Raw genomic sequence first — 15,000 nt, 5'->3', positions numbered from 1 at the left:
TCGACTCTCGATTCGGTGGCCGATCCGGTTCGACGGTCGCTCGAGCGGTGTTCGGATCGGGGGCTCGGGCTGTCGACCGGATCGACGGAGCGACCCGCCGGAACCGACGGCAGTCTTTTCAGCACTGTCGTGTAACTCGTTCGCATGGGTGATGCCGAACCGGAGGTGGTGCCGGCCGTCGAGTCCACCGCCGACGCAATCGCCGCGATGGAGATTCGCGGGGCGGCGACGATCGCCGACGCGGCCGCGGCGGCGCTGGCGACCCAGGCCGAGGGGAGTCCGGCCGAGACGCCGGCGGCGTTTCGCCGCGGGCTTCGAGCAGCCGCCCGGACCCTCTATGAAACCCGGCCGACAGCGGTCAGCCTGCCGAACGCGCTCCGATACGTGCTTCGGGGCGTCGACGGCGATACCGTCGCCGAGTTACGGGCGTCGACGATCGACCGCGCCGCGTCCTTCCGGCGCGATCTCGAACACGCCCGGGAGACCCTCGGTGGGATCGGTGCCAACCGGTTACGGGACGGCGACGTCGTCCTGACTCACTGCCACTCGACGGACGCGCTGGCCTGTGTAGAGGCCGCCCTCGAGGACGGAAAGTCCCTCGAGGCGATCGTCAAGGAGACCCGGCCCCGCAAGCAGGGTCACATCACGGCCACACAGTTGCGCGAGTGGGGGGTGCCGGTGACGCTGATCGTCGATGGGGCAGCCCGGCGGTACCTGGACGCGGCGGACCACGTGCTAGTCGGGGCTGACAGCATCGCGGCCGACGGCAGCGTGATCAACAAGATCGGCACCAGCGGACTGGCCGTCGTTGCTCGCGAGCGCGGCGTGCCGGTGATGGTCGCTGCCCAGACGATCAAACTGCATCCGGATACCCTGACGGGCCACACCGTCGCGATCGAGACCCGCGACGAACGCGAGGTACTCTCCGACGAGGAGCGCGCGTCGATCCGCTCGAGCGACGCGCCGGACGGGTCAGTCGGCGAACCCGGAAGTGAGGACGGGCTGACCGTCGAGAACCCTGCGTTCGACGTGACACCGCCGCGGTACGTCGACGCGATCGTCACCGAGCGCGGTCAGTTCCCACCCGAGAGCATCGTGACGCTCATGCGGGAACTGTTCGGCGACACGACCGACGAGCCCTGGGCGGAGTGACCGACGCCTCTCGATGGTCGGAACGTCGACGCGGGCTCTCGAGATCTCACCACCGTTCGCACGGTCGATACGCCGGTTCTCGGACGTCTAATGGTTCGAACCGCGTTCCGGGACGACGCGACAGCGGCCGAAACCTTCAACACTGTGAATCGTCCGGGATCGGAAAGTGTTAGTCACTGGTGACAGCCATTGCCCCGTATGGTGTTACCCGAGGGGTTCGTCGTTCCGCCGTGGTACATGGTGGTGCCGGCCGCCGTGATTCTCGGGGGGGTGATCGCGCTGTTGTGGGCGATCGAACCACCCGTGACCGACCGGACCGTGCTGGCCTTCGCCCCGTGGATGATGTTCGGCGCGACGTTACACGTCCTCTACAAGATGGGAGCGTTCCCGCCGACCATCGAGCCCCTGTTTACCGCGCCGATGGTCTACGTCGTGACGGCGATCATCGCGGGACTGGCCTGGGTCGTCGGCGTCTTCCTCCACGTCGGCGGCCTCCAGCCGACGATCCCCCGCTTCGTCGGCGTTGCCGGGACGGCCTTCTTTACCGTGTTCACGATGTTCGCGCTCTTCCGGAGTATCCAGACGGGGACGTTCGAGCCCTTCTGGCCGGTCATCACGGTCGTCATCGCCGGCATCGTCACTGCGCTCGCCTGGCTCGCCCTGAGCCTCTGGTTTACCGACGTCGCGGCGACCACGGGTACGACCGGCGCGCTCGTCGTCTTCGCACACACGCTGGACGGCGTTACGACCGCCGTCGGCTACGACGTCCTCGGGGCCGGCGAGGACGTTCCGCTGTCGCTGCTGTTGCTCGAGGCCGGAGAGGCGCTGCCGACCGCCGAGTACGTCGGTGCCGGGTGGCTGTTCGTGCTGGTCAAGGTCGCGCTCGCGCTGGTCATCGTCGGGCTGTTCCGCGAGTACGTCGCTGACCGGCCACAGCAGGGCCGGACGGTCCTCGCCCTCGTCGCCGCGGTCGGGCTCGGTCCGGCCGTTCACAACGTCCTGTTGTTCACCGTGATGTGACCGCGGGCCGGTTTCCCCGCGTCGTTCGCGTCTGTCCCTCAGCGTCTGCCACCGAAACCTAGGTTTTTGCCGGCCGGTCCCGTCCCTTTACTATCGGCGAATGGATTCGATCACCGTACTCGCGGCCGGCCACGTCAACTGGGACGTGACCCTCCGTGTCGACAGACTGCCCGAGAGCGACGGCGAGGCGGCGATCCGCTCGCAACGCCAGTCGGGCGGCGGCAGTGCGGCCAACGTCGCCGCGGCGCTTGCCGGCCTCGGCGTCGACGTCGGCCTGATCGGCAGCGTCGGCGACGACGACAACGGCCTGCTCGCCCGCCGCGAACTCGAGGCCGCCGGCGTCTCTCTCGCGGGGGTCCGCGTCGTCGAGGACGCCGAAACGGCGGTGAAGTACCTGCTGGTCGACGACGACGGCGAAGTCGCGATCCTCGGCAACGACGGCGTCAACGAGGCCGTCGGGCCGTCGGCCCTCGAGCCGTCGCGGATCCGGGCGGCCGATCACATCCATCTCACGGGACAGCGACCGGAGACGGCCGCCGCGATCGCACGGATCGCCGACGAGGCCGGTATCGGGATCAGCTTCGATCCCGGTCGGCGGCTCGCCGACCGCGAGTACGGCGAACCGCTCGCGCTGGCTGACGTCGTCTTCGTGACCGACCGGGAGGCCGCCGCCCTGTTCGACGACGACCCCGACGGGGCCGCCGACGACCGGATCGTCGTCGTCACCTGCGGAGCCGACGGCGCGGAAGCGTACGCGCCGTCGGGAACCGTCGTTCACGCGGGGTTCGACATCGACCCCGTCGATACCGCCGGTGCGGGCGATGCCTTCGCCGCCGGCTTTCTCACGAGGTGGCTCGCGGACCGCGACCTCGAGCGGGCGCTTGCGACCGGCAACGCCTGCGGGGCCGTGACCGCGAGCCGCGAGGGGGCCCGGAGCGCACCGACCGACGCGGAACTCGAGGGGCTCCTCGAGCGCCGCCCGTAAAAAGGCGTAACGATCGGTCGCGCACCGTCACGTCGCCGCCGTGTGGTTCTCACCCGGTGTCGTCTGACGGTAGGTATATGGGCCGGGCCGTTGGCCACTCGACTGAACAGTCACTTTCCCGTGACTGAGAGACATGACGGAAGGAAGGGTAACCGAGTCCCACGGATGCGGCCTCAGACGGCGCATCCAGTACGACCGACACGATGACGAACCGCCGAGTATCGCCGCTGCAACCGCCCTGGCCCGCTATCACGGCCACGACGTCACGGCGGCCAGCACGCAGCTATACGACTACGTCGATCCCGACGCGCTCGACGAACTGTTCGCCGACACCAATCGCGGCGCCGCTCGAGCGACGGGGATCGTCGAGTTCGAGGCCGACGGCGCGATGGTCACGATTCGGCCCGATTGCGTCGAAGTGCGTCCGACGGGCTGATCAGGGACGGGAAGGGGGTGGCGTCGAGAGTTGCCGAGCCGAACCGGTCGCTTCTCGACCCTTCCTCGAACCTTTTTTCTCACCGCCCGCGGAACCCGAGGGTATGGCGACGCAGCCACACCTGCTGGTCGACGACGGCGACCTGACGGACATCGCATTGCTCCCGGGCGATCCCGGCCGGGTCGATCGGATCGCCGACCACTGCGACGAGTCGGAGACGATCGCGCGCAACCGCGAGTACAAGGTCGTCAACGCCACCTACGAGGGGCGGGAGCTGACGATCTGTTCGACGGGGATCGGCTGTCCCTCCGCGGCGATCGCGATCGAGGAACTGGCGAACGTCGGCGTCGAGACGTTCCTCCGGGTCGGGACGACCGGCGCGCTCCAGTCGGGGATCGAGATCGGCGACATGATCGTCGCGACCGGCGCGGCGAAAAACGAGGGGACGAGCAAACGGTACGAGGCCGTCGAGTACCCCGCGGTGCCCGATTACGACGCGCTGTCCGCGCTGGTCGATTCGGCGGAAGCCAACGGCGAAGCGGTCCACGTCGGCCCGATCGCCTCCGACGACGCCTACTACGCCGAGACCGACGACGCCGTCGACGACTGGGAGGCCGCCGGCCTGCTCGCCGTCGAGATGGAGGCCGCTGCCGTCTTCTCACTGGCCCGTCGTAAGGGACTGGCCGCTGGCGCGATCTGTACCGTCGACGGCAACCTCGTGGAAGGCACCCAGAAGGGGACCGACACCGAGGACGACGAACTCCCGGCCAAGGCTAAAAACAACGTCGGCCGCGCGATCGACATCGCGCTCGAGGCCGCGACCCAACTGTAACGCCGCGACGACGCTATTCTTCGTCGCTCGAGCGACCGAACAGCCGCTCGCGCAGCGACCGCTCGGTCGGGCGCTCGGCCAGCAGCACGGAACACTCGAGGTCGTCGACGACGTCGGAGACGATCGAGCCGCGGACGAGCCGCGAGAGTAGCCCGCGCTCGGTCGCGCCGACGATCACGAGCGTCTCGTCGGTGGCCTCGCGGGCGATCGCCCGCTCGACGTCGCCCGACGTATCGACGGTCAGTACGGCGTCGCCGATGTCGTGATCGGCGGCCCACTCGGTGAGGAACCGTTCGCCGGCCTCGCGCTCGCTCTCGTCGTCGACGACGTGGAGCAGGTCGATCGAGGCCCCGGTCGCCGAGCGCAGCGTCCGCGCGACCTCCGCGCCGAGATCGGAGTCGGGCCCGCCGGCGGTCGGCAGGAGGATCCGGCTCGGATCGTACCCGCGGTCTTTCAGCACGAGGAAGTCACACGGGAGGTCGCGGGCGACTTCGTCGAGTGGCCCTTCGGCACGGCCCGCCGTCCACGGTCGGTCGCCGCCCCAGCCCATGACTACCTGATCGGCGTCGTGGGTGCGTGCGGCATCGAAGATCTCCTCGAACGACCGGTGCGAGACGATCGTCGTCGTCTCCAGCGGCGCGTCGTACTCCGCGGCGTGGTCGCGGGCCCGCTCGAGCAGTTTCTCGGACTCGGCGTCGATCCGCTCGAGCTGCTCGGCACCGCGGTCCAGCGGCGTCTGGTCGGGGACCTGCACGATGTGGACCGCGTGGACGACGCCGCCGCGGTCGGCGGCCAGCGTGCTGGCCAGTTCGATCAGATGCCGTTCCGTGCGGGGGTTCGAGAGCGGCACGAGGACCCGGTACTCGCTCGAGCCGTCGGACTCGACCGTCGACTCGGTCATTCGACTATCTCTAGGCTCGAGACGGCAAAAAGAACGAGGGACCTACGCCGCCGTTAGCCGTTCGGCCAGCGTCGTCGTCCGATCGGTCAGCGTTTCCGTCGTCGCCGAGGCTTCCTGCAGGCGGTCGTTGATCGTCGCGAACAGCCGGTCGAACGCGAGGGTCCCGTCGTCGTCCTCCCAGTCGGCCGTCTCGCGGACCGCGAGCCCGCAGGTGTCACAGGTCGGCCCCGACTCGAGGGCGTCGAAACAGCCGTGACAGCGATCGAGCCCGGTCGCGACGGTTTCGCTCAGTGTCACGACCTCGCGAAGCGCCGACTGGAGGTCGGTCGCGGTCTCGGAAAACGCCTCGAGGGCGTCCGCGGCCGCCGGCTCGTCGGCGTCGTAGTCGAGTGCGGCCAGTCGCTCGAGGCGGGCGTCGACGACGGCGATCGCGAGCAACACGTCGCGTCGGTGTCGCCGGTACTGTGCGATCGATTCCTCGAGGGCGGCGTCCTCCCCCTCGTCGTCGAGTGCGGACTCGAGGTCGCCGGGGAGCGCGGTCGCGACGGAGGCGAACGAGGCGACCGTCGAGATCGTCTCTCCCTGGATGCGGGTCGTCTCGCGGACGTGGTGAAACAGCTCCTCGGCGCCGGTCGGCATCGCGGACGGCGAGTCCGACAGCGTCCCGAAACAGTCCGCACAGACGGTTACGAGCGCGCTCTCGTGGACCTCCCCCTCGAGCGCCACGTCGCCGACGGGGTAGGCTCGGAGCGCCTCGGTGTCGTCGGCAGTCCCGCAGTGTCGACAGGTCCGCGCGTCGCGGTCGAAGACGGCCTCCCGGTCGGCGTGCCAGTCGCGTGCAGTCACGAGCGTGCGAAGGAAGGGCGTCGACAAAAACGCACCGACAGGGTGCCCGGCACGAATCGAGGCCAGCGCGTGGGAAACACTAACCCGTCGCCTCCAGTACACGTCGGTATGGTGGCTTCCGACGAACCCGACGACGAGTTCGAACTCGAGCGCGCACACGACCGAACGGAACTCGCGGCCGTCTTCCGCGAGTTCGCGACCGCCTTCGAGTCCGGTCGCCCGGTCCGGCTGAACGGCGAGGGACGAAGCGTCAGGGTCGCCGTCCCCGAGCGGGTCGTCGCGGCGTTCGAGGCCGGACTCGGGGCCGACGAACCCCAGGTCGGTGAACTCGAGATCGAACTCGAGTGGGACGATCCGGCCGACTCGAGCGTACGGATCACCGACCACCCGGCCGACGGCGACGCTGCGGGTGGTGATCGGGACGAGACGTCGACTGCGGCCGACGTCGACCCCGCGGCAGCGGTGATGCCGCTCGAGGGACTCACCGGCGACGACTCACCGGAAGACGGCGGGACGGAGGCGACGCCGGTGACGGCCGAGGGGGACGACACGGCAGCGATCGACGAGACGAGCGAGACCGGCCGGACGAGCCGGTTCGAGGTCTACGAGGACAGGGGCGGCGAGTGGCGCTGGCGGCTCGTCCACTGGAACGGCAACATCGTCGCCGACAGCGGCGAGGGGTACGCCTCGCGGTCAAACGCCGAACGCGCGGCCAGAAGCGTGATGCGAATCGCGCCGAACGCGACGATCCAACGCCTCGAGTGAGCCGGCCGGACCGTCTGCCGACTCGAGCGTCGGCCTGCGGGGTCTCGGCTACCGCCGGACCTCGTCGCCCTCCAGATCGACGTCCAACTCGGCGGAGTGGTCGACCCGTTCGTATTCGAGCGAGGGGCCGGCGTCGGCCGGGACCGCGTTGTACTCCCGGAGGAACGCCACGATGCCGCGGCGGCCGCCGAAGTCGCCGCGATAGCGTCGGAAGAGTTGGGGGACCGTCGCCGTCTCGGTTTCCCGGTCGTAGCTGACGTTTTCCTCTAAGAACCACTCGATGGCGATGTCGAGTTCCTCGTCGACGTCTTGGGGAGAGTAGACCGCGATCGGCGGACAGTGATCCGTCGCGTGACTGATCGCGAAGTGGATCCGGGGATCGCAGTCGTCGAGGCGAAACTGCCGTTCGAACGAGGAGGGAAACGGGCGCGGGAGATAGCCCATTCCCCACGGCAGCTTCGAACTCCGGAGCAGCCCGTGTTCGATGTCGTTGAGACTCAGCCAGACGCCGCCGACGGGGACCCGATCGCGGGCGAAGAACTTCCACGCCTCGAGCAGCCCGCCCTCGTGGAGGTCCGGCTCCTCCGACTCCAGCAGGAGCTGGGCGTAGGCGTTGTAACAGTTGAGCCAGAAGGCGAGTTTCCCCTCGCGGCTGGACAGCGCCCGCTCCAACCGCGACCGATCGATCGTCGCGAGGTGGTCTCGCAACGGCTCGGCGTCGCCCTCGGTCTTGACCGTATACAGGAGATCGGCCGAGAGGGAAAGGGGATCGAGCTGAGTCGACATTCGGCTAGAAATACACGTACCAGCCTCTTGAAGCCGTGTGACGCCTTGCTACGACAGTCCAGAGTGGCGATACGTTCATGCCGTGGTTTTATGCCAACGAACGGAGAAATAATGGGCGTGAATATCAGCAAGGGATTTCTGCTCGTTCTCGTCGGGCTCTTCGCCTATCTCTCCCTGTTGCTCGTGTTGCCGTTCTCCCAGTACGTCCTCGGCGCTATTCTCATCGCGTACGTTCTGTATCCGCTCCAGCAACGCCTCGAGGAGCGGGTCGCGCCCCCGATCGCCGCGTTCGCGCTCGTCGGGCTCGCGGTCGCTGGCTTCGTCGTCCCGCTGGTCGTCATTGTCGCCGCAATCGCCAGCGATGCCCGGCGGCTCCTCGAGCAGGTCAACACCGACTCCATCCAACTCGGCGAACTCGAGCGTGCCATCGAGGAACAGACCGGGCAGACGGTCGATCTCCCGTCGGCGCTGGCCGACGCGGCACAGAACGTCGGGACGATGGTCCTCGAGAGTTCGACCGAGTGGTTCAGCGCGATCACCCACACGCTGATCGGGCTCGGGCTCGCGATCTTCCTGCTGTACTACCTGCTCAAGGACGGTAGCGACCTGCTGACGTGGATGCGAGAGCTGACGCCGCTACCTGACGACGTACAGGACGACTTTTATCAGGAACTGGACGAGGTCATGTGGGCCGTCCTCGCCGGCCACGTCATGATCGCGATCATTCAGGGGACCCTCGCGGGACTGGGACTGCTGGCGACCGGCGTCCCGAACGCGGCGTTCTGGACGGCGATCATGATCATTCTGTCGCTGATCCCACTGATCGGGTCGTTCATGGTTTGGGGACCCGCCGTGATCTATCTCTTCCTGATCGAGGAGCCGCTGCTTGCGGTCGCGCTGTTCGTCTACAGTATGATCGTCGTGGGCCTGTCCGACGACTATCTCCGTCCCATCCTCGTCGATCGGTACGCGGAACTCAACCCCGCCGTCATCATCCTCGGGGTCCTCGGCGGTGTCTACGCGTTCGGCGTCATGGGACTGTTCTACGGGCCCGTCGTCCTCGGCGCGCTGATCGCCGTTCTCGACGTGATGAACGACCACTACGACCGGCTCGCGGACGAGCCCGGGATGCGGTGATCGGCGACCGACTCGAGCGAGCCGCTACGACGAGTCACCGGTCCCTGCAAGCAGTTCGTCGACGAGCCGCGTGAACCGGTCGACGAGCCGATCGGGAACCGTCGGCGTCACCGTCGTCAGGAGCCGTCCCGTCGCCTCGGGATCGGCGAGGTCGAGGACGACGCGGTTCCGGTCGTCGTAGCGTTTCTCGACGATGTCGTGTGCGACGAGCCGATCGACGTGGTACTCGAGGGTGCTGCGTGCGATCCCGAGGTCGTCGGCGATATCGGCCGGCGCGGCGGTGTCGGTTTCCGCCAGCGCGACGACGATCTCGCGGGCCGTCTCCCGGCGAAACAGTGCCAGCGCGGCCCGCTCCCACTCGTCGTAGGTCGGCGGATAGTAGTGGGTCCGGCCGTAGAACTCCTCGCGAACGAGCCGGTCGTCCTCGAGCAGCCGCCGGATGTGGTACTGTATCTGTCCCGGCGCGAACGCCGACTCCCTGACGAGTTCGTTGAAGTGGACGCCGGCGTTGTCGTCGACGTGTGCCCGAATTCGTTGTCGCGTGTCGGTCATATGAGTCCCCGCAAACCCTGGCGTCGGCTAGCGCCGGGGGGCATATAACGGGTGGCTCGCGTTCCCGGCCGCCGAGAACCGCGGCCCGATCCCGGTCCGATCGGGCCGACGGTCGTGGTATCACGACTCTCGGAAGGGTTATCCGTGTATTGCCCCTCTCTTTGGTTGTAATGGCGAAAGGCAACGTTGATTTCTTCAACGACACAGGCGGCTACGGTTTCATTTCGACTGAGGATGCGGACGATGACGTGTTCTTCCACATGGAAGACGTCGGCGGCCCGGACCTCGAGGAAGGCACCGAGATCGAGTTCGACATCGAACAGGCCCCCAAGGGTCCTCGCGCGACGAACGTCGTCCGCAACTAACGTCGCCGTCAGTGTCGCTTTGACGGCGCTGTACGACGATTCCGTTTTTCGAGACGCTCCGTACCGAGCCGCGGCTCCCGACTCCGGCGAGTGAGAGCCGAGCCCGACGGCGCGGCGGGGACTCGAGCCCGACACCGAAGCGAATAGGTAGCCACCGGTCCGAGTAGCGGTATCGATCGCATGGTGCCCGCAATGTCGGTCGCCGAGGGGTGGCTCGACCCGCAACTCGCGCCCGTCCTCGTCGCGATCATCGTGCTGGCCGCGCTCGGGACGACCGCGCTGTTCGTCGTCGGCGTCGCCGCCTACGCCCGGCGTCGAACGGCTCGTTACTGTTTGATCGCGGTCGTACTGGGTGTGCTTGTCGTCCGGTCGATAACCGGACTGGGAACCGTCCTCGGGCTCGTCCCGATGACGGTCCATCACCTCGTCGAACACGGCTTCGACTTCCTGATCGCACTCTTGCTTCTCTACGCGATCTATCGGAGCGGCACGGCTGGCGACGGCCGAGCCGCCGAGTTCGACGACTAGAAACCCGTCGGGTCCGTACCGCGACCATGCGCGTCCGTCGTTACATCTACGACTCCGATCGCGCCGCCGACCACGTCGACGACGTCCTCGAGCGGCTCGCGGCCCTCGAGGAATCGATCGACCGACAGGACGTCGCCGCGGCCGCGGACCGGGACGACGCGATCCGGGAGGCGATGCTCGCGGTCCGCGAGTCGGTCCGGATCGGTTCGAATCCCGACGAGATCTACGACGAGAACGGCGACCCCGACTTCTCTGCCGGCGTCCTCATCACCCAGGCACCGACGGGCCGGCGACACCTCTATACCGGTCGGGACGCGCTCGAGGCGCTGTCCGAAGCGACGGGGGCCGATTCCGACGACGCGTGACCTCGCGTCGACACCGTGTGAACCGATCCCGGAGCCGTGACGACCGGGATCCGTCGGGCTTTTGGCCTCCCGCGCCCGATGGATCATCGAACGGATGGCCCGGTATCACATCGAAACCTACGGCTGCACGTCCAACCGCGGGGAGAGCCGCGAGATCGAGCGGCGACTCCGAGACGCGGGCCACTACCGGGTCGACGGCCCCGAACAGGCCGACGTCGCCATCCTCAACACCTGTACCGTCGTCGAGAAGACCGAACGCAACATGCTCCGGCGGGCCGAGGAACTGGCAGACGAGACGGCGGATCTCTTCATCACGGGGTGTATGGCCCTGGCCCAGGGTGAGGAATTCGCACGGGCCGACGTGGACGGGCAGGTACTGCACTGGGACGAGGTCCCGGAAGCGGTCACCAACGGCGAGTGCCCGACGACGACCCCCGACGCCGAGCCGATCTTAGACGGCGTCGTCGGCATCCTCCCGATCGCACGGGGCTGTATGTCCGACTGTTCGTACTGTATCACCAAGCAGGCCACCGGCAAGATCGACTCCCCGTCGATCGAGGAAAACGTCGAGAAGGCCCGGGCACTGATCCACGCCGGCGCGAAGGAGATTCGTATCACCGGTCAGGACACCGGCGTCTACGGCTGGGACGAGGGCGAGCGCAAACTCCACCGCCTGCTCGAGCGGATCTGTGCGATCGAGGGCGACTTCCGCGTGCGAGTGGGGATGGCCAACCCGAAGGGCGTCCACGGCATCCGCGAGGACCTCGCCGATGTCTTCGCCGAAAACGACGAACTCTACGACTTCCTGCACGCACCCGTCCAGTCGGGCAGCGACGACGTTCTCGGGGACATGCGCCGCCAGCACCAGGTCGAGGAGTATCTCGAGGTCGTCGAGGCCTTCGACGAGCGACTGGACTACTGGACGCTGTCGACGGACTTCATCGTCGGCTTCCCGACCGAGACCGATCACGACCACGCGCAGTCGATGGCCCTGCTTCGCGAGACCCGGCCGGAAAAGATCAACGTCACGCGCTTTTCGAAGCGGCCCGGCACCGATGCCGCCGAGCTGAAGGGGCTTGGCGGGACGATCAAGAAGGAACGCTCGAAGGAGATGAGCGAAGTCAAGCGCGAGATCGTCGGCGAGGCCTACGCCGACATGGTCGGCGAGGTCCGCGAGGACTGTCTCGTCGTCGAGGACGGCACCGCCGATTCGGTGAAGTGTCGTGACTCGGCCTACCGGCAGATAATCGTCCAAAACGCCGACGACTACGGCATAGCGCCCGGCGACTTCGTCGACCTCGAGATCACGGCCCACGAGACGATGTACGCCTTCGGCGAGCCCGTGTAGCGAGTCGGTAGCCGACCCGACTCGTACAGACCAATCCTCAGTTGCCGGGAACCGGCTCTGGGAGCAAAGTGGCTCCGGTGCGTATCAACGAACATGAACGAGTCAGCCGACCGGCCGACCCGCTGTCCGCGGGAGAAACGGGACGGCGAGATGGGCTGTGATCCCTATCGGGTCATGGACCTGCTCAACGACGACGACGCGCGAGCGGTGTATCTGTACGCCGAGGAGCCGACGACGGTAAACGAGATCGCCGAGGCGCTGGATCTCCCGCAGTCGACGGCCTATCGGAAGGTCGAGAACTTGGAGGAAGCGGGACTGCTCTCACAGCTCAACGAGCGGTCGCGGACCGGCATGCCCGCCCATTACACGCAGGCCATGGATCACGTGTCCGTGACCTACGACGATCCGCTCCGGATCGAGTGTGAGTGCAACGGCAGGACGCTGTACTGTGAACACTGAGACGGTCGCCTGTCCGTCAGTGTCGGTGGGATCGGCTCGTCCTGGGCCCACCGAGAACGGGACAGCAACCCGTCTGCCGTCCCTACAGCTCCGCGACGGCGGCCTCGATCTCCTCGCGGGGGAGCGGCGAGATCCAGTCGTCCGCGACGAAGGCGTACTGGACCTCGCGATCCGCATCGAGGACGAACGCCGACCGCCACGGCGTCGAGACGTCCGCCATATGATCGCGGTCGGCCAGCAACTCGAGCGACTCGCTGACCTCACCGTCGACATCGGCGAAAAAGCGGAACCCGGGCTCGTCCAGCCAGCGCAGGAACTCGTTTTGTGCGTACGGACCGTCCCGACTGATCCCGAGGACGGCGACGTCCTCGAACTCGTCCCAGCCGGCCCGAACGAACTGTTTCCACCAGTTCTGTGCGATCGCGCTGAACGCGAAGCCGGTCGCGATCACGACGCCGCCGCGCTCGCCGAGCGCCGCGGACAGCGCCGTCGACCGGAACGTCTCGCCGTCACACAACAGCGCCTCGAACTCCGGCACCGTCTCACCCTCGATCGGTGGCATACCCCGAATCGACCGTCGACCGACTAAAACCTCCGTGCCGCGGCAGCCTATCGCTCGAGACGGGCACCTACGCTTTTGTCGCCGCGACCCGAACGGGCAGGTATGGTTACCCTGTACCAACTCGAGGGCTGTCCGTACTGCGAACTCGTCGCCGACCGCCTCGACGAACTCGACGTCGAGTACGACAGCGTCTGGGTCGAAGGACTCCACTCGAAACGCAACGAGGTCAAGCGTATCTCCGGCCAGCGGCAGGTCCCGGTCATCGTCGACGAGGACCGTGGGATCACGATGGCCGAGTCCGAGCGGATCGTCGACTATCTCGACGCGACCTACGCCTGAGACGGGTTGCTGTACCGATTTACCGGTGCAACTGCGACCGCTCTACAGTTGCACCGGTACTGACGGACAGGAGACCGTATGGGAACCCCGCCTCGCTACTCCTCGTCGAGCCCGTGGGGATCCAGCCCCGGGTCCTCGACCGCAGGTGCGCCGATCGCGAGGACGACGCCTTCCTCGTCGCCGACGTTGCGGTGGCCGTGGCCGACCTCCGGCTTGGCGACCCAGAACGTTCCGGGGGCCGCGTCGACGTACTCTGCCTCGCCCGAGCGACCGAGTTTCAGCGAGAACTCCCCTTCGAGGACGTAGTATAACTCCTCCTGCTCGGCGTGGGCGTGATACTTGATCTCCTCGCCGGGCTCGAAGTACCACAGCTTCAGGTTGACCGCGTCGGTGTCGAAGAAGTCATCGAGCGCGCGGATCCGCAGGTCCGGTGGGATTTCTTCGACCTCGGAGAGGTCGGTCATCGGGACATCGTCGGTGTGGACAACGTCGTGGTCCATGGTACCGTATGGCATTACCGGGACCAAAAGCGTCCGGTCGTCCCGCACGGATTGCTGGCTCTCCGGAAGCGCCCGTTCGCGACCGCCCTCGAGCCGTCGTCGCTACTCGAAGCTGATCGCGTCGTCTTCGCCGGCGACGGTCGCCCCCTCCTGTGCGGCGAAGGCCTCGCGCACGCGGTCGTACGTTTCGTCGAGCGCTTCGACGATCACCGAGGTGTCGCCGATGACCGGCATGAAGTTGGTATCCCCCTCCCATCGCGGGACGATATGGGTGTGGAGGTGGTCGTCGATGGAGCCGCCGGCCCCGTCACCGAGGTTCAAGCCGGCGTTGAACCCGTTCGGCTCGAGTGCGGCATCGAGCGCGTCGAAGGTTCGCTGTTTCAAGCGGGCGTGATCGAGCAGGATCGGGTCTTCAAGGGCCGCGTACTCGCCGGTGTGGGTGTGTGGAATCACCATCGCGTGGCCCGGGTTGTAGGGGTAGTTGTTCAGCATGACGAACGCGTGTTCGCTTCGCGCAACGATCAAATTCTCCCGATCCGAGTCCTGATGGGGCAGTTCACAGAAAACGCAGTCCTCGATATCGGCGTTTTTGTCCTCGCGTTCGATCCACTCGATCCGCCACGGTGCGAACACCTGCTCCATGTCGGATACCACTCGAGGCGCGCCTAAAGCGTTTCAGTCCCGCCGCTCGGGGCGATTGTAGGGGATTTTGTTGCCGCTTTCCGGCCGTTGTCTCGGGAATAAACGCTCGTAACGCGTCGAGCGTTGTCGATAAACGAAATAGGACGCTCTCGTCCGGTCTCTCGAACGAAGGCAACGCCGTCTTGCGGTTTTGACGACTCACCCTTCAAAATGAAGCGTGGGTTTAAGATGGGACTACTGCAAGTAATCAGGTAATGGCAACGACTGACGACTCCTTTAACGGGATGACCGAACACTGCGAGGAGTGCGAGTTGGAAACGCTTCACGAGGTTTCGGTCCAGATCAGAACCGAGAGCATCAAACAGGAGAACGCCCAGTTCTCCCGCGAACCGTACCGCGTGAGCGAGTGCCAGCGCTGTGGCAATCGCTCGAGCCAGCGGATGAACAACGCCTGAGAACGCCGCACTGACCGCGGCCGGT

General features: G+C 66.8%; 21 protein-coding genes. 14 read left to right on the top strand and 7 right to left on the bottom strand.

Going from position 1 to position 15,000, the window contains the following annotated elements; translation table 11 throughout:
* The first annotated feature begins 144 nt into the window (after positions 1-144).
* The 5 genes from NATPE_RS16500 to NATPE_RS16480 all read left to right on the top strand — a co-directional run bounded on the left by NATPE_RS16500 (position 145) and on the right by NATPE_RS16480 (position 4,425).
* Entirely contained in the window at positions 145-1,152 is a 1,008-nt protein-coding gene (locus NATPE_RS16500) for a ribose 1,5-bisphosphate isomerase (protein ID WP_006182728.1), read from the top strand.
* A gap of 198 nt (positions 1,153-1,350) precedes the next feature.
* A complete protein-coding gene (locus NATPE_RS16495; RefSeq protein WP_015299220.1) occupies positions 1,351-2,172 on the top strand; it encodes a DUF63 family protein in 822 nt (273 codons plus the stop codon).
* Positions 2,173-2,272: 100 nt separating this feature from the next.
* Positions 2,273-3,157, top strand: coding sequence for a carbohydrate kinase family protein (locus tag NATPE_RS16490; protein WP_006182726.1), 885 nt, complete (start codon positions 2,273-2,275; stop codon positions 3,155-3,157).
* Positions 3,158-3,290: 133 nt separating this feature from the next.
* Complete coding sequence (locus NATPE_RS16485; protein WP_006182725.1) at positions 3,291-3,593, top strand: HalOD1 output domain-containing protein; 303 nt, start codon at positions 3,291-3,293, stop codon at positions 3,591-3,593.
* A gap of 103 nt (positions 3,594-3,696) precedes the next feature.
* Positions 3,697-4,425 carry a nucleoside phosphorylase gene (locus NATPE_RS16480; RefSeq protein WP_006182724.1) on the top strand — a complete coding sequence of 243 codons (729 nt, stop codon included), beginning with the start codon at positions 3,697-3,699 and terminating at the stop codon, positions 4,423-4,425.
* A gap of 13 nt (positions 4,426-4,438) precedes the next feature.
* Here NATPE_RS16480 and NATPE_RS16475 read toward each other — a convergent pair whose 3' ends face one another.
* Positions 4,439-5,326 carry a universal stress protein gene (locus tag NATPE_RS16475; RefSeq protein ID WP_006182723.1) on the bottom strand — a complete coding sequence of 296 codons (888 nt, stop codon included), beginning with the start codon at positions 5,324-5,326 and terminating at the stop codon, positions 4,439-4,441.
* Between the two features lie 42 nt (positions 5,327-5,368).
* Positions 5,369-6,172: an HNH endonuclease gene (locus tag NATPE_RS16470; protein ID WP_015299219.1), complete on the bottom strand. Its 804-nt coding sequence runs from the start codon at positions 6,170-6,172 to the stop codon at positions 5,369-5,371.
* 108 nt (positions 6,173-6,280) lie between these two features.
* Between NATPE_RS16470 and NATPE_RS16465 the strand changes: the two genes are divergently transcribed.
* Positions 6,281-6,937, top strand: coding sequence for an amphi-Trp domain-containing protein (locus tag NATPE_RS16465; RefSeq protein ID WP_015299218.1), 657 nt, complete (start codon positions 6,281-6,283; stop codon positions 6,935-6,937).
* Between the two features lie 48 nt (positions 6,938-6,985).
* Here the strand turns inward: NATPE_RS16465 and NATPE_RS16460 are convergent, their stop codons facing one another.
* Positions 6,986-7,723: a DUF547 domain-containing protein gene (locus tag NATPE_RS16460; RefSeq protein WP_006182720.1), complete on the bottom strand. Its 738-nt coding sequence runs from the start codon at positions 7,721-7,723 to the stop codon at positions 6,986-6,988.
* Positions 7,724-7,834: 111 nt separating this feature from the next.
* On the opposite strand from NATPE_RS16460, the gene NATPE_RS16455 reads away from it, so the two are divergent.
* The gene (locus NATPE_RS16455; protein ID WP_006182719.1) at positions 7,835-8,860 is read left to right on the top strand and encodes an AI-2E family transporter; all 1,026 of its coding nucleotides are present in this window, start codon (positions 7,835-7,837) and stop codon (positions 8,858-8,860) included.
* 24 nt (positions 8,861-8,884) lie between these two features.
* Here NATPE_RS16455 and NATPE_RS16450 read toward each other — a convergent pair whose 3' ends face one another.
* Positions 8,885-9,412 carry a winged helix-turn-helix transcriptional regulator gene (locus NATPE_RS16450; RefSeq protein ID WP_006182718.1) on the bottom strand — a complete coding sequence of 176 codons (528 nt, stop codon included), beginning with the start codon at positions 9,410-9,412 and terminating at the stop codon, positions 8,885-8,887.
* A gap of 170 nt (positions 9,413-9,582) precedes the next feature.
* On the opposite strand from NATPE_RS16450, the gene NATPE_RS16445 reads away from it, so the two are divergent.
* The 5 genes from NATPE_RS16445 (at position 9,583) to NATPE_RS16425 (ending at position 12,477) form a co-directional block, all read left to right on the top strand.
* Positions 9,583-9,777 (top strand): cold-shock protein, encoded by a 195-nt coding sequence (locus NATPE_RS16445; RefSeq protein WP_006182717.1) that lies wholly within the window; start codon positions 9,583-9,585, stop codon positions 9,775-9,777.
* A 180-nt stretch (positions 9,778-9,957) separates the two neighbouring features.
* Positions 9,958-10,305 (top strand): DUF7471 family protein, encoded by a 348-nt coding sequence (locus tag NATPE_RS16440; RefSeq protein ID WP_049804955.1) that lies wholly within the window; start codon positions 9,958-9,960, stop codon positions 10,303-10,305.
* A gap of 26 nt (positions 10,306-10,331) precedes the next feature.
* Positions 10,332-10,670 (top strand): hypothetical protein, encoded by a 339-nt coding sequence (locus NATPE_RS16435; protein WP_006182715.1) that lies wholly within the window; start codon positions 10,332-10,334, stop codon positions 10,668-10,670.
* 94 nt (positions 10,671-10,764) lie between these two features.
* Positions 10,765-12,018 carry a tRNA (N(6)-L-threonylcarbamoyladenosine(37)-C(2))-methylthiotransferase gene (locus NATPE_RS16430; RefSeq protein WP_006182714.1) on the top strand — a complete coding sequence of 418 codons (1,254 nt, stop codon included), beginning with the start codon at positions 10,765-10,767 and terminating at the stop codon, positions 12,016-12,018.
* A 93-nt stretch (positions 12,019-12,111) separates the two neighbouring features.
* Positions 12,112-12,477, top strand: a complete 366-nt coding sequence (locus NATPE_RS16425) for a winged helix-turn-helix domain-containing protein (protein ID WP_006182713.1) — start codon at positions 12,112-12,114, stop codon at positions 12,475-12,477.
* 82 nt (positions 12,478-12,559) lie between these two features.
* Here the strand turns inward: NATPE_RS16425 and NATPE_RS16420 are convergent, their stop codons facing one another.
* Positions 12,560-13,039, bottom strand: coding sequence for a redoxin domain-containing protein (locus tag NATPE_RS16420; protein WP_006182712.1), 480 nt, complete (start codon positions 13,037-13,039; stop codon positions 12,560-12,562).
* A 102-nt stretch (positions 13,040-13,141) separates the two neighbouring features.
* On the opposite strand from NATPE_RS16420, the gene NATPE_RS16415 reads away from it, so the two are divergent.
* The gene (locus tag NATPE_RS16415) at positions 13,142-13,378 is read left to right on the top strand and encodes a glutaredoxin family protein (RefSeq protein ID WP_006182711.1); all 237 of its coding nucleotides are present in this window, start codon (positions 13,142-13,144) and stop codon (positions 13,376-13,378) included.
* A gap of 95 nt (positions 13,379-13,473) precedes the next feature.
* Here the strand turns inward: NATPE_RS16415 and NATPE_RS16410 are convergent, their stop codons facing one another.
* Together NATPE_RS16410 and NATPE_RS16405 are read right to left on the bottom strand one after the other, a co-directional pair.
* A complete protein-coding gene (locus NATPE_RS16410) occupies positions 13,474-13,878 on the bottom strand; it encodes a cupin domain-containing protein (RefSeq protein WP_006182710.1) in 405 nt (134 codons plus the stop codon).
* Between the two features lie 102 nt (positions 13,879-13,980).
* The gene (locus NATPE_RS16405) at positions 13,981-14,520 is read right to left on the bottom strand and encodes an HIT family protein (protein WP_006182709.1); all 540 of its coding nucleotides are present in this window, start codon (positions 14,518-14,520) and stop codon (positions 13,981-13,983) included.
* Between the two features lie 254 nt (positions 14,521-14,774).
* On the opposite strand from NATPE_RS16405, the gene NATPE_RS16400 reads away from it, so the two are divergent.
* On the top strand, positions 14,775-14,975 hold the full coding sequence (locus tag NATPE_RS16400; protein ID WP_006182708.1) for a DUF7835 family putative zinc beta-ribbon protein: 201 nt from the start codon (positions 14,775-14,777) through the stop codon (positions 14,973-14,975).
* Positions 14,976-15,000 lie beyond the last annotated feature (25 nt).

This window comes from Natrinema pellirubrum DSM 15624 (assembly GCF_000230735.2).
Lineage (GTDB): Archaea > Halobacteriota > Halobacteria > Halobacteriales > Natrialbaceae > Natrinema > Natrinema pellirubrum.
This window is presented reverse-complemented; position numbering and strand designations above follow the sequence as displayed.

Excerpts from the sequence above, each read along its gene's own strand:
- NATPE_RS16490 (WP_006182726.1), top strand. The coding sequence starts at position 2,273 with ATGGATTCGATCACCGTACTCGCGGCCGGCCACGTCAACTGGGACGTG.
- NATPE_RS16435 (WP_006182715.1), top strand. The coding sequence starts at position 10,332 with ATGCGCGTCCGTCGTTACATCTACGACTCCGATCGCGCCGCCGACCAC.
- NATPE_RS16500 (WP_006182728.1), top strand. The coding sequence starts at position 145 with ATGGGTGATGCCGAACCGGAGGTGGTGCCGGCCGTCGAGTCCACCGCC.
- NATPE_RS16480 (WP_006182724.1), top strand. The coding sequence starts at position 3,697 with ATGGCGACGCAGCCACACCTGCTGGTCGACGACGGCGACCTGACGGAC.
- NATPE_RS16455 (WP_006182719.1), top strand. The coding sequence starts at position 7,835 with ATGGGCGTGAATATCAGCAAGGGATTTCTGCTCGTTCTCGTCGGGCTC.
- NATPE_RS16450 (WP_006182718.1), bottom strand. The coding sequence starts at position 9,412 with ATGACCGACACGCGACAACGAATTCGGGCACACGTCGACGACAACGCC.
- NATPE_RS16410 (WP_006182710.1), bottom strand. The coding sequence starts at position 13,878 with ATGGACCACGACGTTGTCCACACCGACGATGTCCCGATGACCGACCTC.
- NATPE_RS16495 (WP_015299220.1), top strand. The coding sequence starts at position 1,351 with ATGGTGTTACCCGAGGGGTTCGTCGTTCCGCCGTGGTACATGGTGGTG.
- NATPE_RS16400 (WP_006182708.1), top strand. The coding sequence starts at position 14,775 with ATGGCAACGACTGACGACTCCTTTAACGGGATGACCGAACACTGCGAG.
- NATPE_RS16485 (WP_006182725.1), top strand. The coding sequence starts at position 3,291 with ATGACGGAAGGAAGGGTAACCGAGTCCCACGGATGCGGCCTCAGACGG.
- NATPE_RS16460 (WP_006182720.1), bottom strand. The coding sequence starts at position 7,723 with ATGTCGACTCAGCTCGATCCCCTTTCCCTCTCGGCCGATCTCCTGTAT.
- NATPE_RS16475 (WP_006182723.1), bottom strand. The coding sequence starts at position 5,326 with ATGACCGAGTCGACGGTCGAGTCCGACGGCTCGAGCGAGTACCGGGTC.
- NATPE_RS16425 (WP_006182713.1), top strand. The coding sequence starts at position 12,112 with ATGAACGAGTCAGCCGACCGGCCGACCCGCTGTCCGCGGGAGAAACGG.
- NATPE_RS16445 (WP_006182717.1), top strand. The coding sequence starts at position 9,583 with ATGGCGAAAGGCAACGTTGATTTCTTCAACGACACAGGCGGCTACGGT.
- NATPE_RS16465 (WP_015299218.1), top strand. The coding sequence starts at position 6,281 with ATGGTGGCTTCCGACGAACCCGACGACGAGTTCGAACTCGAGCGCGCA.
- NATPE_RS16430 (WP_006182714.1), top strand. The coding sequence starts at position 10,765 with ATGGCCCGGTATCACATCGAAACCTACGGCTGCACGTCCAACCGCGGG.
- NATPE_RS16415 (WP_006182711.1), top strand. The coding sequence starts at position 13,142 with ATGGTTACCCTGTACCAACTCGAGGGCTGTCCGTACTGCGAACTCGTC.
- NATPE_RS16420 (WP_006182712.1), bottom strand. The coding sequence starts at position 13,039 with ATGCCACCGATCGAGGGTGAGACGGTGCCGGAGTTCGAGGCGCTGTTG.
- NATPE_RS16405 (WP_006182709.1), bottom strand. The coding sequence starts at position 14,520 with ATGGAGCAGGTGTTCGCACCGTGGCGGATCGAGTGGATCGAACGCGAG.
- NATPE_RS16440 (WP_049804955.1), top strand. The coding sequence starts at position 9,958 with ATGGTGCCCGCAATGTCGGTCGCCGAGGGGTGGCTCGACCCGCAACTC.